Source organism: Paenibacillus sp. A3M_27_13 (assembly GCF_024213315.1).
Lineage (GTDB): Bacteria > Bacillota > Bacilli > Paenibacillales > Paenibacillaceae > Paenibacillus > Paenibacillus polymyxa_B.
On sequence record NZ_JANAVE010000006.1, the window covers coordinates 252,386 to 268,726 of the forward strand.

Here is a 16,341-nt window from a genome sequence, read left to right on the forward strand (position 1 = left end):
TTATTTCAGTCCCCTCATTGTTAATGGTTTTTGTGGGCATTGGCATCATCTAACTTTTCCTGAGCTTTCTGCACTATGTCATGCGCTGCTGTTTTCGCCTTTTTCACTTCAGTGTTATAATTTTCATTGGCTTGATTTAAAATTGTATTTTTTTCGTTTGCAGCATTGGCCAATGTGGCATCTGCTTGATCTTTTTTAACCGAATACTGGGTTTTAGCCTTACTTATTTTTTCGTCAGCTTCTTTTAAAGCCGGAGTAATCTGCTCTTTATAAGCGGTCTCTGCTGCTTGAAAGGCTTCTTGGGCAGGCAATAAGTATGCATATGCCTCTTTGGTGGCGTTAGAAATATCGGCGGCTACCTTTTGGGAAGCTATTTGGCGTTTAAGCTGGGCTGCTTGAAGAATCCCGGCCGCCTCATCAGCCTTGGTACGGATGTATATGCTTTTTACAGCGAAATCACTTTCTTCAAATGAAATAGCCTGTTCGATATTTTCCCCGTCCAAAGTAGACCTGAATAGAAGATGATTTTGTTCAATCCAATATAACCGCTTCAAATGGGAGTCCAATTCCAAGCCGGTTATCGTAGACAAGGTTTCATAAACCACCTGGTGACCGGTTCCATCAAGATTAATGGATTCAATTTTTTTATAACTATTCCAATATAATTTTCCGGCAGCTAAGTCAATTTGTACTTTCGATGAGATAATGTTATCTGCCGCAGCCAGGGGAAAGGAATAGCTAATTAACTTCTTGATATCTGTGCTGCCTTTTTCCAATTTCCAGATCCCATAAATTTCTTCGGAGGATGTTTCTTTTTCCAAAGCGGTCCAAAACAAGTCCCCTGTACTGGAGAGGGTTGCGTGAACAGCCTCGGTTAAAGGATTGAATTTCGCTCTTGCAAGTTCTTGCAGTTCATTTCCTTGGGTATTCATTAATTGGATGCTTCCGGTAGGTGAAATCCAGATGATTTTTCCTTCTAACGGATCGATGTCCAATGCCCCAGTGATCATTACATCAATTGGTACGCTGTATTGCATTTTTTTTATTTCCTCAGTATTGGTCCCTTGCAATGAAGTCACAATAAGTGTAACTTCAACCAGTTTATTGGAAGGTGTTCTTCCGTTCATAACGGGCTGCGAAGTTGTCTCGATGATAAAATACAGCTTATTGTTCATCGGGTCTACCGTCATGGCATAAGCAGGAGTAGGGGTATTAAAATGATTAAGCTCCTTTCCCATTTCATCACAAATCCGGATCCCGCTGTTATCAGCCAGAAATACAACGTCAAGACTCCTGTTTAATAATTTGGTTGCCTGTTTTTTGGCCTCTAAAATGGCCGCTTTGGAGCTTTCTTCAGCCCCCTTAACCAATGTCTCTGATTTTTCTGCTGCCTCTTTAATTAGACGTACCGCTTCTGTACTTACCCTGTTTAGAACAGCTGCTGAAGACAGGTTATCTAGTGTAACCATGAAGTCCCTCCTGGTTCATAAAATATTGATTTACAAAGATAATTTTCGTTTAAATACTTTCTTAACTTCATTTCCCGGACTGAATTTTTCAATTTTCTCCACTGTTTTATCAGCCCAATCCTTTATATCTTCCCATACCTCATCAGCCTTCTTTTCCAGTTGATGCGCATAATCCTTGGCATCATTTAAGATCTCATCGACCTTTTTCACGACCTCGTCTTTAAGCCGGTTAAACTCTGCATTAGCACCGGCCAAAAGTTGGTTCGCCTGCTCTGCTGCGTGTTGCGCTAGTTCTTCTCCTTCGCGAATTAATCTATCCGCTTCTTCTTGCGCATTCTGGGCTAATTTCTCAATTTCCTCTACGGCTTTTCCCGGAAAGGCTTCAATTTGGTTTGTGAGTTCTGCTGCTTTATTCACGGCATCTTGGGCAATATTATTAACCTCTTCAACGCCATGTGCAATAATTTGATCGGCTTCTTGACGGAGTTCCTCTGCTTTCGCTACGACGCTTTCCACACCGATGGCATGGCCTAACTGTGCCGCATCTTTCACAATCTTGTTAGCCTCGGCAGATGCCTTATCCATAAGAACCTGAGCGTTCTCGCCAGCCTTATTAATGGCTTGTTGTACGGCTTCCTTAGCTTTTTCAAGCACTTCATTGGCAGAGGGAAACGAGAACAAGTTTTGTGATGCCTCTGCTATCTTGTCAGCTATATAGCCGGGTAAATCGGCGAGCACCCTGGGATCCGCTCTTAACGAAAAGCTGGGTATGGAGATTTTTGATCCTTCAAACATGAAATCTCCTTCTAAGCTAAGTGTCCATTCCGTGGGACTGCCGCTGATTTTAGCACTCGCATTAAACTCAATATCCAATCCGAAACTACCCATATCGATTCCTTGAATTTGTATTGGACCGACCTTAATATCTAAATCAAGCTTAAACTTAGCTGCTGCACTGAAAGCCTGATCCTTAAGCTGGCAACTCCATTTGGTATTTATCAATCCGCCAATATCACTTTCCAATTCAAAACGGAAGCCTTGATCACTGATTTCAATCTCGATTTCCTGATCCAGCAAATGAAAAAAAGAAATCTGCGCACTGGCATATAAATAAGGGGAGGTCACCGTACTAAATTGAAGCACAGCACCACCGGGGGGAATATACGTAATTAATCGGGATTCATATTGTTCGGTCGGTTCCTTTTTGAGGGTAATCCATTCACCGTCTACTAAATACTCTTTCAGGCGTATGCCTTCACCATTACCACCTATAGTTAGCAGGTTCCCCAAACGATAAGGGGCTGCCTGGGCACTTCCTTGAATTCCTCCGCTGGAAAGCATAAAGGAAGCATAAGTTTTGAACCCGAATAAATCGATAAATCCGTTAAATCCGGCTCCTTTATTAATAAGAGCACCGTCCGGTAACTCTTTGGTAATGTCTGACCAGTACATAAAAACCTGTTTAGCCGCGAGCTTATTCAGAAAATCAGGGCCATTAAGTTGTTTTCCTGTCACCGCTTTATAGAAAATTTCCGGATCCAGCTGCTCCAAATATCCATAAAAAAGCTTGGGGGTTGGCAGGGATCCTTGAAAAGCAACAGTTATTCCAAACTGATTGATACCTGGAGGCTGATCTTGGACATGAAAGGTTCCATCGAGACCAAGCAAAAGTGAGGGAGGCGTAAACGTCCAACCCATGTTGACTCCAACCTCATCCAGCTGAATTCCGGATAAGCCAAGAGGGGAAGGAAGAGATTGCAGTTGTCCGTTTTCGTCTACATTGTTTACAGTTACGGAACACTGTGCATGGGTTTCTCCAATTTCCATTGTAGCTGTACATGACAATGACTCAGCACCAAGCGGCACATCTATTAAACCTTTCAGCTGGACTTGCATGGGACTTAGATTCATTAAAATCTCAGGTTGTTTCAAAACAATGGAGGCATCACCAGCCTTAATTGTAATGGGCTCAAGAAAGCGGGCTGTAACACGCTGTCCGGTTAAGGGGGGGGTAAGTGGAGTCTGAAGAAGCAGACGATCTTTTCCCGTTATAGAATGAATAATCTTAAGCAATGGATTATTTGTCTGGGACACCAACAGATCCGCACAAAAGACAATTCCGCGGTCAATTTTCATAGTCGCTGATTCTAGAAACCCGAAAGACGGTTTGGTATCATTCGGTAAATCAGGCAGTTCAGGAATCTTGAAAATATCCTCTTCCAAAGTCGAGTAGATACAGCAGGCTTCGCCGATTCCAATCTCAGAAAGAAAGTTTCCGGTCAACATGGTAAGCTCGTTACTCAATTTACCGTGAGGGATCAGGATGCCAAACACAAAGTTCCAAGTACCCTCCGCATTTGAGGCTGCAAAAAAAGCGTCGCCTAAAGTATCCGAGCGAGCAGATAATAAAAAATGACCTTGATCCAATTGCAGTTCAAATGCCACAGAGCTGAAACGCAGGTCTAATCCCATTGCTTCAACAGGAATGCTGTGTGCTATACCGAGGGCTTCCGAAATATTCTGAAAAGTTAATTGTTCCCCTTGCTTCTCTGCCCATTTGCCCATTAATCGTTTAGAGTTGGCCAGATCATACTTTATCTCCAGATGTGCTGTACCAAAATGAATGTTGCCTTCAAGAAAACCTTCCCATATTTTGTTCATGGTATCGGAAGAAGTCATTGTATTTAAGGAAAGATTCAGCGCAATATCGTGATCCTGACTCCCCAAGGTCAAAACAGAAAGCGATTCTGCCGATACTTGGAGATCAGAATGTTCATCGAATGTTTGGTTTTGCGATCCTAGAAGACGAATATTTTGTACATCAATTTCAGGAATAGATTCAACGGCTGGGACAGGTAAATTGACACTGCTTAGAAACCTGTTTACTAGTTCAGGTAGTGTAGAACTTGTTGGGAAATCATTATCTTCCTCATTAATAAAAATGATAGGAGTATCTTGAAAACCGGGTTCATTTCGGGTCATTTCAGGCACTATAATCATCTCCTTAACTCAATTCGAATGGTATAGTTCCACAATTGGATTAATTTATGCCACCTCCCGAATATGAATTGTTTAGAAGATTATGGGGAAAATTATTAGTTAGACAAATGCAAAGGGAGGAATAGACAGTGTAAAGGACATGCTAATATAGCCACGATTGGTACTGGGGCTTTAAATAAAAAATGGGCAACCGACTATAAAGAAAATTTACGGAGAGATGACAGTCATGCGGAAGTGGTTGTATTAAGAAATAACCTGAGGAGTACAGAGCTCGTTCAAGTGTGGACTGGACCGGCATTCAAGAGATCAGCAACGTGTCACCAGAGATCTTCACGAACACACTGAACAGAATTTAATTCAATTTCAAAAGCTAGAGGTTCATACAAATGATGAACTCTCACGATGGTAGTATCAAACTCCACTCTTTCGAAATCTTGTTCAATTGAGAACATGTAGTATAGTTTGATCCTAGATCCTGGCCCTCTGCCAGCACATTTAGCCTAATCTTGTGAATCCATATTTCACCAGCCTTCACTGTGAAGAAAACAACAATTCCTTAAAGTGTATAATTCAGTGTGCAAAACACATAATTACAAATAGATATTTTATTTGTAATAGGAGGATGAGCAAGTGGAGGCAGATGCAGTCTTTGAAGGTGGGGGCGTCAAGGGAATTGCTTTTGTCGGAGCTATTGAGGTGATGGAGGCCAAAGGATATACCTGGAAAAAACTTGCGGGGACATCCGCTGGAGCGATTGTTGCAACTTTATTGGCCTGCGGTTACAACAGTGCTGAAATTAGGAAGCTGATGAGCTCGCTAGACTATATGAAGCTGCTCGGGCGGACAGGAATGAACAGCCTACCTTTTTTAAATAAAGCTCTTCCTTTAATGTTGAACTCTGGCATTTACAGCAACCACATCTTAGAGCAAGTGATGACGGATTGGCTGAAGCGAAAGAACATTGTAACGTTTGGAGATCTTCCTGAGGGAAAGCTCTCGATTATCGCCTCGAACATAAGCAATGGAAAGATCGTAGTTTTCCCTAATGATTTGCCTCATTATGGGCTGAAGGTATCTGAATTTCCAATTGCTGCGGCTGTACGGATGAGCACAACACTGCCTTTCTTTTTTAAGCCTTATATATGGCATACACCATTGCAGAAGAAACCGTATTACATGCTGGACGGAGGAATGCTCAGTAATTATCCAATCTGGCTATTTGATGTGGATGGAATTCCACGGTGGCCAACCATTGGCTTCCGGCTATCAGAAAAGCGTACGTATGCCCAATCCGTGGATATCAACGGCCCGGTTTCTTTACTCAAAGGAATGTTCAAAACTATGCTGCAGGCTCACGATCAAAGACATGTGGATGAGCATGCGGAAGAACGAACCGTCTTTATTCCCACCGGAAAAGTAACGACGACGAAGTTCGATTTGACAGAGGAGGATAAGCATAGCTTACTTTCATCGGGCCATGCTGCAGCAGAGAAATTTCTGGAGACTTGGGATTTTGAAGCGTACAAGCATAAGTTCAGAGAAAATCATGCAGCCAAACCGATTCAGCCATATTTTAATGAACAGCAGGAGGAACCCGGGATTTACCACTGACTAAGAACTTGAAGGCGAGATATCTGATAATACTGACAGGTGACCTTGAAGCTTTATTCTAGATATTTTCTAATAATAACTTGTATGGATTACCAATAGCATTCCAAACCTGAAAGGAGCATTTTTTCTCATGTCAAAAAGCCACGATAATATTACTGCGATCGGATCCCTAAGCCTTAATGAAAAATGGAATACAAATTTTCAAAGTTCCCCTTCGAAAGGGAGACAATCATACGGAAGAAGAGGGCGCTTGGGTGTCAAAAACAAGGGAGTTATGTGATCGACAATGGAGTCTCTAACCGTATCCGACAGATCGAGCGTTGTAACGACGACGTCGGCACCGGCAATCATTGCGCGGATAGCTTAACACAATAACCCCAAGGCCCTTTAGAACAAGATAAGGGGTCTTGGGGTTAGTATTTTTGTCAATGAAATTCAAACGGATTAACCAGCTTATTGATGGGGGTTTCTCTGTAATGCCGTAGTCTTCAGAACAGGTACATCTGATTTACTGCTCCAAGGGCGAATTATCAGCTCATGACCGGCTCCCGTGCGGGAGTGGCAACGCGCTGATACATTTGACGCATGAAGTTTTTATCTGTCTTCGACAGGGTTGGTTAAACGGCATACCTCTTCCGTCGCAGGTCAATTCACCCGGGAAAGGATACAGCATGATTGAATTGCGCTCAAATGCGGTGAAGTTTATATTCAAGGGGCTTTCTTTATCCAATACATTGTGTCTTGTTGTCGCCTCGTCCCAACCCCTTCTCTTGAAATAGTCCAGAACGGCTTGTTGATTCCAACAGATACCGGGCGATGGACTCTGGTGCTCATGAATACATCCCAGGCCATGGCCGAATTCATGCATGGCGGTTCTTTCGAACTCAGATTCCGGGGTATTCTGGTCAAACCAGCCGAAATTCATGGTTGCCCCCACATTGAGCAGCAGCACATCCGTCCCGACGGCCGAATAGCTGATCCCTTGTCGCGAAAGGTAATCCGGATCTCCCCCTTCCGGTGATTGCCTAAATCAAAGGTGATATTCACATACTTTTCCCATCATTCCTTGGCCCAACGGACGACCTTGGCCTGAATCGCAGGCTCTCCGTCCAGGAAGCGGACGCGCAGCGTTCCCCCGTTTCGCCACAGTTTTCGGATCATAACAGGCATCTCGGAGGTGACTTCATTACGGGTGGTCATGTTCTCTAAGGCGTCGGCTTCCAGTTCAAGCCTGCCGGCAATATCCGAACGTTCCTTTATTGCGATGGACACCGCTTCGCTAATTGAGTTTTATAGTTCTTGTGAGTCATGGGTTCCATAGAGATTTGCATTGGTGTTCAAGTTGTATGGAGGGGGGATTTCATTCTTGGTTACACCAGTTCAAGCTCTTAAATGAATGTGCATTTCATGATCTTAAACTAAACAATATATGTTCAGCCTGCCAAGAACCCATACCTTTTTTGTTGTCTAACAAACGGCTAGGATATGCTTTTCGTTGTAAGTGCGGGCACAGTCTTGCTATTTTTAGTGTATCCGATTGGGACAAATGGAAGGGACCAGATCAATTAAATCAAACTGTTTTGCGTTGGGTTAAATCGAACATGAATCAAGAAAACATGCAATCAAAATGGATCGTTCACGAGCAACATTGTGATCTAAATTTGTTAATTACTGTCGAGCCTGAGAAAATTAAGAACGATTCATTAGAAAACATCTCTAAAAATAACTATTACTCCAACCGTTTTCAGAAAAAAAGACTAGAAATTTGTACAAATGGATTTCAACAAGTTGAAGAATATTTACTTAAGGATTTCCTTCAGGATCATCAGCAGTGCATTTCTCAATTAATTGAACTAAAAAAACGGATGATATGTCCGATTTTCCTGCAATTTGCCCGTATGCATATGCTTATGTTTTTTGGAGAAAATCTCTTCTGAAAAAAGAGCATTTTTTGGTTTTAACACGTTAAAAACCTTTGATTACAATGCAGCTTCTTTAATAGTTGAAGACCTTTTGGAGCACTTTTCTGAGAAGATAGTAATTTCTCAAATGCGAACGCACTATAGTATTGACGAGAGGAGTCATTTCTGGATTCTTGAAAAACTGGTCACTCAATTTAGTCGAAACTTCTTCATAGCCTGGTTAGAGATAGCAGGGAAGAGAAGTCAGGAAATCAGCGTACCATCTTGGAATGAAATTGTTAAAATGAGGGAGCGATCATTTCCGAAAGTAGCTTTTAAATACGATTTTGATGTGAAAGAGTCCTCACGTTGCATTAAGTATTATCATTTAAAGAATGAAAAGTTATCGGAAGTTATTAATTACGATTGCCCATATCAAAATAAAAACAATCGACTCAACGTGCAAGAAATGACGTCTTATACGCCTCAAGCTGTTGCAATGATGCTCTTGAGGAATCAAACTGATGAAAACAAAATACTTCAAAAAACAGTTGATGCATTTGTAAAGAGATTGAATTTTTAGCCGCTAATCCATAATCATATGGTATGGGTTAGCGGCTCTTTGTTGAAGAATAAACGAGAGAGACAATGGAACAATGTTCTTGTCTTTTAAGGAACAATGTTTCTGTCCTTTGACAAAATAGGAGGCTCTTTCTTCAATATATACATATGTACAAAACACGGCTTTTGTGTAATAGTGTGAGAAAAAAATGTAGTACCGCGGTTCAATAAACACATGTCCAGTGACAACAAGTTTACCCCTTTATTGACAAAAGTTTGCCGAATTAGAGATAATGACAACAAGTTTACCTTTTTCTTATATAACTTTTGATGGAACAAGCATAATAATATTTTTGAACTCCATATCTCTGGATCATCCTTCTTGAAAGGTATAAACTTGTTGTCATTCTCCTTGAAAAGGATAAACTTGTTGTCACAACTTTCAAAATAAAATTGTTATTACAAGTAGTATAAATTACTCAACCTAGATGTAGATATAACATCAGCAAATGTAAAGGAAGCTTGACTAGTCCAACGAAAATACTAAATATAAAACTGCAGCAGACAGTTTCAAGTGAACGCCCTTGATATAGTTTGAAGAAGAATTTGAATCTCTTAATCATTTTATCCCACCAATCTCAATTGCCCGCTTCGCCATAGCTTCTGGTCCGTGTAGCGGATATCAACTGTTTACGAAAACCAGGTGCAATCTTTTTTGTTCAACACTAGGAAACTCCTCTATATGATTGATTCTTGTTAATGCTAAGCAATCCAAGAAGGATACGATGACGACAATTGACAACCATGAAGCCGGTGCATGACTAAAGTAAAGATCTTAATCCAACCAAAGCTGCTTGTATCGCTTTTTCAATTTCCTCATCACTTGCCAAGTATCTATCCAAAGTAGCATCTTCATAGCCACGTCTTATTAAATATCTCACCTCTTCTTTCTTAGACATACGCCCTTTCTTGAAATCTTCTTTCTGATACCATTCAATACGTGCTATTTCTCCTGGTGTGCCTTCTTGTGCCATCTCTTTAAATTGTCCTCACGAATCATTTTTTTCACTTCACATTCTCTCATTACAGCCATACCTACAGCTCCTTCACAAACTTTACTTTCGGGATCATCTCCGCTGAGCTCGACACGATCCCGCTCTTCTGGTGCTTCTTCCCCATGGTGACAGTTTTGTTAGTTGAAAATTACTGCATCCAAAGAGTTAACTGTACCTGAAGTTTCGTTGATCACACTTAGTAGAAAGTTTCTTTCTTCTTCCTAATATGGGTCGTTAGTGGATTGATTTTTCAGCATACGGAAACAACTTCACACTGCCATTAAGTACTCAAGCCGAATCTTTTTCAAATATACATCTTTGACAAAGAAAGAGCATGGGCTTGCTTTTTAGCCTCCTCAAAATCTAAATTAGTCAAAGCTTCTATTTTATCACCTACACGTAAGGCAGTATAAGGCTTATAAGTTATCAAATTTGATCCATTGTAACTATCAAGTTGTTGGTCTTTATAATCCTGGATCGCTTTTGAATACACCTTCTCTGTTGATTCCGGGAAAGCAGTTTTAAGTTGCAAAAGTTTGTCTTTTATATAATTAAAAGTTACTTCTGCATACTCGCTCGTTTTATTAGCAGTTGGAAAAGCACCTTTGTGAACAATTCCATTACGAAATTCAACCCAATTACTAGGAATTAAATGGGGTTTGCACTTAAATGTAACCAAGTACAACATAATATATGCTCCTAATTGCCGCTCTGATTGCCTAGATAATTCCTTCCAAGCATCTTTGTACTCCTTATTAAATTCATCATTTATTTGACTATACTGAATTTCAGAGTTTTGATTAAAAACTTTCTTTTCGTTTCCGTGTTCCCAAGATAGGACTGCAATACAAAATTCATGAAATCGCTCTATTGCTGCCGCAAAATTCGTAACAGCCTCTCTAAAATATCCATCACTATAAGCGTACAATCCCATTTGAAATAAAAGCTCAAACTTATGACTGTCAAGTAAAAAAACATTTTTATGTCCACGGTTACAAGTAAACTCATAGGATAGGGAATCTGTTAAATCATACAATGACTCATTTATTTCACCTTGTATTTTGCAGTTTAAACACATTACATTTAGCTTCATAAGAAGACTCCATTCCTAATGAAATGATGATTTATAATAAAGTAATTTCTCATTGTAGGTGCCGTCTCATATAGCGCCTAGACTGACTGCTTGTTACCATGTTGACCTCACTCAGGAAATCTTCATTTCTCCAAAATTCGAGAATATTTGGAAAATTCCTTATCTACCTGCTTGGCCAGAAGCAGTGCAGCGGCTTTTTTCGTATTCAATCGTATGTACATCCCCTCAAATAAATTTTTACTCGACCGGATGATCGACTCCACGGCCGCTTCCAAGTTCTCAACACCAGGAGTTTATAAAATTACTTTCGACGCGAATAACACTTCTTGCAGAGCGTTCGCCAGTATCGTTCACTGACAGCAACCAAATGACCTTTTCCACATATCGTACAAGGAATCCGGACACGCACTAACGACCATTCAAGCTGAGTCCGATTAAATTCGTATTTGTTGTCCTTGTCCGATGGATCCGGCTTGTCCTGCTTCGCAGCGTCTACGAGACACTCTTCGCACAGCAGCCGGTCTCCATACTCTTGGAGCTTTAAACGACTGGATAGTCCCCAATCAAGCCCCTCGACCTTGCTGCAGCTCGCACAGATCTTCCCGGCCCGAATCAGTTCTACGCGTTCTTTCTCACGCTGGCAGCCAGCTTCATCTACGGACGTATAATATCCGACCGCCTCCATACAATGACCACAGTCATAGCAACTCAGGTCTCGTATCGGCGCAGTAGGAGCATCAAACTCGTAATAACCACCGCCATGCTTCAAATCATCAACCCAACGAGAAGACCTCATAACGCTGACTCGATTCGAAAATCCACAACTCGGACAAACATGCGTATCAATAAGCTCCCGACAATCAGAACAATCACAAGGACGACCCCAATCGCAATTAGGCATGAGAAAAACCTCCGTTCATTTAAACTACCGTAAGGTGGGATCGTTTGCACAATTAAATTCTATTCTAGATCCCTCCATTAATCATTTTAATTCAAGTCCAGCTGATCGACTCCACGGCAGCCTCCAGATCCTCAACGCCAGGCGTGGTGTAAATCATCGTTATAGCAATATTGGGTGTGCCATCTTCTTTGAAGTGGCCCATCAACATGGCTACCTTTTGTAAATCGTTTCCGGCCACAACCAGATCATGTCCAAAAGTATGCCGTATTTAATCGGTAATGGAACAATGTTCTTATCCCGTGACATGATACTACCTTATATCCGAATGTATAACCGATCAAGCCCTACTTGTTGTATAAGAAGAGCTTTGCTTGGTCTATTTCGTTGCGTAAGACAAGTGACCGATATTCATTTTTTCTGGATTGGTTTGAAGCACTTCTCTACCGCCAACTTGGTAATATCGATTGCTAATAACTACATCAAAGTGTGTCCGGATTTCTTCATCCCGAATAGCAGTCAAACAAATTAATTGAATTTTATTCTTCTGCGCAAGTTCGATGATTGGTCGAACCACATGCTCTGAAGATGCTTTACCAAAAGGATTATCGGCAATGATGGTTTTCCACATGGTTTCTTTGGAGTGCATTTTTTTGCGGATATGCGTAATCAAAATCATAAACATGACCATGTAGGAAGTGTAACCTTCTCCTCCGGACCAACTCGCTGCCTCTTCCCATCGGTGATAGGTCACTTCTTGTTGCAACATCGTCTTTTTACGTGGTTTTACAATAGTTACAATGCAGTTTGCAATAGGTGCAATCTGGTTTAGAAGCTGAATCGACGTCAATTGAGATAACATATACTGGTCAATGGCTTCGTCTGTTTTGCCTTCTCGTTTATACAATTGAATCATTTTTAAAAGATTGTTGATGTAGAGTTTCAACGAGGCCCGAGCCGAGACCTCATCATTGCGATTCCAAGTCATATCCACCATCTGAATCGTTCTGTTGAACAACTCAACTTTGGAATGTTTTGGAATTTCGCATATGCTTTCATAAAGCGTATTGCCGCGCTGGTAGGATTGCTCGACCAATTCCTGCAAATCCGATTCAAGTTCAGCCAGGTTCAAAGCCAGATTATGCTTCATTTGCCCAAGTGCATTAAATACTTGAACAAAACAGGATAGAACGTACTCAAAGTCAAAGAGTCTTCCCGTTTCCACCAAAGACTGACCCAATTCTTTTTCAAACTGTTTGACCTTTGCATTATTCGTACTTAAGAGGATGGCCTTATAAGCGTTATAGGTTTCTGTTGTTTTAACCTTCTCTTCTTCGTGAGCTTTTTTTACTTTCCGGAAGGCGGTCAATTTCGACTTAGCCCAATCGTACGCTTTCTCAATTCCGTCCCATTCTTCCGGAGTCATCGGCGAATAGCTACTTGCTGCTTCCGAACTAAAATCATCCGAACCTTCAAAATGGTCAGAGGCCTTCGTGATATCTGACGATTGTTCTCTCTTTGTTTTCATATCTTCTTGCGTTTGTTTCAGTTCAGCAAGCGCGGTTTGATGTTCAAATGCGTAGCCTTCCAATTCAAACTCATGCTGCTGACCAAATACAAACGGTGGTTTTTTATACTTCTCAGCAATTGCACTCGTCTTTCCTTCCATTACACCTTCACGCCAAGTCTTCTTCGATTTCAAGTCATCTAGGGATATTTGTTTATTACTTTGTGTATCTTCAAACTTTGCAATTTTTTGTTCCACCAAGGAGATCTCGTCGTCTTGTACGGAGCGTTGATTTACTTCACACCATGAAAGTGATACCGATTTCTTTTCAATGAAGCTTGATGCTTCGTCCATACGCTCTTTGTAGTTATTACGAAGCAAAATCGATTCGTTTAAACTTTTGTTTTTATTTTCGAGTTCATCCCGTACAGAGAGCCAATTTGATTTAGATGATAAAAAGGTCTCCATAGTCGAAACATCAATGTTTTCGGTACGAAGGCGCTGTAAACCGAGTTCTTTTCCCATTCGTTCAAGCGCACTCTTTTCTCTTAACCGTTCCTGGTGTGCCCTATCTCGTTGAGTGGCTTGTTCATTTAATCGTTCTTGATCAGACTCCATCTTCCGCAGAATCTCATCTTGCTCTGCAATTTGCTGTCCAATCGTGTGGTGGTCGTTCGCTACAAATTTCAGGTCGGAGAACTCACGTATAAATTGCTCCAACGCATCTTGCTGTTTGGCCAAGGGCTCGATTTCCTTCTGACAATCTTTGATATCATCTTCGTACGTTATAATTTGTGCTGTTGTATCTTCTGCTTGCTTTTTCAACTCTTTGAGTTCATTACCCATTTCGCTCAAAATACCGTTATGCCTATTGAGTTCCTCGTTCATCTTGCTCTCTGAGTAAACGTCATATTGCGCATAAAACTCTTTTGCGGAACGCAATACTTCTCGTCTGTGTGACTCGTTATCCTTCGTTGTTCGGTAACGTGAGTTGATGTTTTCTAGCTGCTGTTTGGTTGACTTTTTTATAGTCTCAAGTTCGGCCCGAGAAGAGAAAAGCTTGACATCTAAGTTTTGAAATGTATAAAATCCATCTTTAAGCACCGCCATTGAAGTGCCGTATAATTCACCTGGAATCAGCGATTGCTTTATTTGGAACAGGAACGGAATTTCGTACTTCTTTCCGGCTCTCCGTTCTAAGGAGCGAGTAATAGTCGGCATTAATCCCTCATCCACAACAAACGAAAAAGGTAGTAAAGGGAAGTTATCCAAATATGCCTGTTTTTCCTCTTCGCTCATGTTTTGTTCGGATAACCACTCACTCCCGAGTGACACCGGTGCACCATCGCGCTTTAACTGCACTTTCAAATCAATCATGGCCTCGTGTGGAACGTAGAAGTCGTGTTTATCAAGAAGATCAACTTGACCTTTCAATTCTGCCATCTCAAGAGCTAGCTTTTCCTTTTCTTTTTCCAGTTGTCCAATTTCAACACTCAATCCAAGTACATGTTCCTCTTGATCGCCAAACAAGTCGAATGTCATAACACCGGACTGAAGATATAGTTGATTGAGTTTTTCTTTTTCCTCTTCATAGGTTGCAATTAACTGCATTTGGGTCGTAATCATATGCTCGATGTTTGCAAATGCAACGCTAGTCGAAATTTCTTTTGTGCTAATATCGGTAAGGGTATTATCGCAAGTCTTGATTTGCGTGTCATTATCCTCGATTTGCTTTTTTAACGCGTCAATACTAGCCTCTACGCTTGCTTTCGTATTATCAGGTGTGAAAACTGCCGCCTCACCGTACAACGCTCCTAACCGTTCTTTTTCTGAGTGATAGCGGCTAATATAAGCTCCCAGCTCTGAATGTTTACGTTCCAATGTTGTTTTCGTTTGCTCGTTTTCTTTTTTGTCTATCTTTAACTTATCGATTTCGCGTTTAACTTCTACAAGAGCATTGGAGGCTTCGTTTACCTTTTCAAATTCTTGCGAAACCAGGCTATTCCAGGACAGTTCGGTTGCTTTGAAATAATGCTCTATCTGCTTTTGTAACTCGGGATGACTCGCCCCCATGAGTTCGATATCTTTAGATAACTTGGTCCACTTTGACTTATTATCCAAATATGCTTCATAGGTTTGTAGTGCCTCAAGTTCAGACTTCTTTTGACGCTCAATCTCAATTTGACTCTCAATCGTACTAATATCATCTTTGATTTTAACGATTTCCTCATTCAACTTGTTGATTTCTAAGAATTCGAAATGGATTGGATGACTCTCCTTCTTCCATTCGAGCTCCAAAATCTGTTGTTTCATTAATTCTTCCTGTGTCAGAAGCGAAGCGATATTGGTGTCTAAAAACTCTTTCTTCTCTTTAAAACTCACATACGAGCGCATCATGGCAGTCGTAGCCATTTCAAGTTCTTCTTGTTTCTCTTTTGCAGCCTCAACCGCTTTAATGACAGTTTCCGCATGAGAGGTGATAACTTCAAAATCGGAGATATCTTGCCTGGTTTCCGGGATTTTCAGTAAGTTATCTTTGTACGTACTGTACGCTGAATGAATTTGTTTCTTCGCCGCTTCATCTCGGAAAATAATGCTTTCAACTGTCGGAATAAGTACTTGTGTGACTAAGTCTTCTGTCTTCTTTGCTTTTGCAAAATAATCGGATACACCGGATTCATCTCCGTTAATTTTCCGAATGGCCTGCCACTCTTCTTCGATTATATGAAAGTTACGTAGGGCGCGTTTGTATTCCGTTTGCGTATCGTAAATCGTCACTATAGGATGCTCGACTTTGCGCAGGAAGGAGCGAAGTTCATTGTATTTTGTCACGGATTGGTTTGTTTGTAGTGGCAGCGAACGAATTGTAAGTCCGCTATTGTCGTTATATTTGTAAATGTAATTGAAGTACTTCAGGTCATCTTCGTCCTTTTCTGCGTTCATAAACGAAAAGCCTGTACATACGTAGAAAGGATTGTCGCCTTCTACATACCATTCCGTTGCGATATGTCCATATGTCTGTTTCGCAAGCGTTTTTTTAAGCTGACGACCGGCAATCGAAGAGTTAGGCAGAACAGTTTGGGTTATAAGCTGTATCAAACTTGTTTTCCCTCCTCCGTTTTCGAGTAGTTGCAACACATTAAGACCATGCATTTGCCAAAGGGTGTCTGGGATAATTTTTTTACCTTCGTCTAAATGAATGCCTACCATACGAACATCGTTTAATACAGGCACTTTTGTTCCCCC

The 16,341-nt window shown here is 41.1% G+C and carries 11 protein-coding genes; 3 read left to right on the forward strand and 8 right to left on the reverse strand.

Annotation, left to right across the window (positions count from 1 at the left end; all coding sequences use genetic code 11):
• Positions 1-20: 20 nt before the first annotated feature.
• Entirely contained in the window at positions 21-1,469 is a 1,449-nt protein-coding gene (locus NLX82_RS20330) for a hypothetical protein (RefSeq protein ID WP_123797014.1), read from the reverse strand.
• Positions 1,470-1,499: 30 nt separating this feature from the next.
• On the reverse strand, positions 1,500-4,460 hold the full coding sequence (locus NLX82_RS20335) for a hypothetical protein (RefSeq protein ID WP_254348956.1): 2,961 nt from the start codon (positions 4,458-4,460) through the stop codon (positions 1,500-1,502).
• Between the two features lie 639 nt (positions 4,461-5,099).
• Between NLX82_RS20335 and NLX82_RS20340 the strand changes: the two genes are divergently transcribed.
• Positions 5,100-6,080 (forward strand): patatin-like phospholipase family protein, encoded by a 981-nt coding sequence (locus NLX82_RS20340; protein WP_254348957.1) that lies wholly within the window; start codon positions 5,100-5,102, stop codon positions 6,078-6,080.
• Between the two features lie 1,059 nt (positions 6,081-7,139).
• On the opposite strand, the gene NLX82_RS20345 is transcribed toward NLX82_RS20340, so the two are convergent.
• Positions 7,140-7,352: a hypothetical protein gene (locus NLX82_RS20345; protein WP_254348958.1), complete on the reverse strand. Its 213-nt coding sequence runs from the start codon at positions 7,350-7,352 to the stop codon at positions 7,140-7,142.
• Between the two features lie 74 nt (positions 7,353-7,426).
• Between NLX82_RS20345 and NLX82_RS20350 the strand changes: the two genes are divergently transcribed.
• Positions 7,427-8,017 (forward strand): hypothetical protein, encoded by a 591-nt coding sequence (locus tag NLX82_RS20350; RefSeq protein WP_254348959.1) that lies wholly within the window; start codon positions 7,427-7,429, stop codon positions 8,015-8,017.
• Positions 7,998-8,564 carry a hypothetical protein gene (locus NLX82_RS20355; protein WP_254348960.1) on the forward strand — a complete coding sequence of 189 codons (567 nt, stop codon included), beginning with the start codon at positions 7,998-8,000 and terminating at the stop codon, positions 8,562-8,564. The genes NLX82_RS20350 and NLX82_RS20355 overlap by 20 nt, the downstream gene beginning before the upstream one ends.
• Before the next feature lie 799 nt (positions 8,565-9,363).
• On the opposite strand, the gene NLX82_RS20360 is transcribed toward NLX82_RS20355, so the two are convergent.
• From NLX82_RS20360 to NLX82_RS20380, 5 genes are all read right to left on the reverse strand, one after another.
• Positions 9,364-9,576, reverse strand: a complete 213-nt coding sequence (locus tag NLX82_RS20360; protein WP_254348961.1) for a hypothetical protein — start codon at positions 9,574-9,576, stop codon at positions 9,364-9,366.
• Between the two features lie 325 nt (positions 9,577-9,901).
• Positions 9,902-10,690, reverse strand: coding sequence for a hypothetical protein (locus NLX82_RS20365; RefSeq protein WP_254348962.1), 789 nt, complete (start codon positions 10,688-10,690; stop codon positions 9,902-9,904).
• Positions 10,691-10,812: 122 nt separating this feature from the next.
• On the reverse strand, positions 10,813-10,965 hold the full coding sequence (locus NLX82_RS20370; RefSeq protein WP_254348963.1) for a hypothetical protein: 153 nt from the start codon (positions 10,963-10,965) through the stop codon (positions 10,813-10,815).
• A gap of 26 nt (positions 10,966-10,991) precedes the next feature.
• The gene (locus tag NLX82_RS20375; protein ID WP_254348964.1) at positions 10,992-11,486 is read right to left on the reverse strand and encodes a hypothetical protein; all 495 of its coding nucleotides are present in this window, start codon (positions 11,484-11,486) and stop codon (positions 10,992-10,994) included.
• Positions 11,487-11,967: 481 nt separating this feature from the next.
• Positions 11,968-16,329, reverse strand: a complete 4,362-nt coding sequence (locus tag NLX82_RS20380) for a coiled-coil domain-containing protein (RefSeq protein ID WP_254348965.1) — start codon at positions 16,327-16,329, stop codon at positions 11,968-11,970.
• Positions 16,330-16,341: the final 12 nt, after the last annotated feature.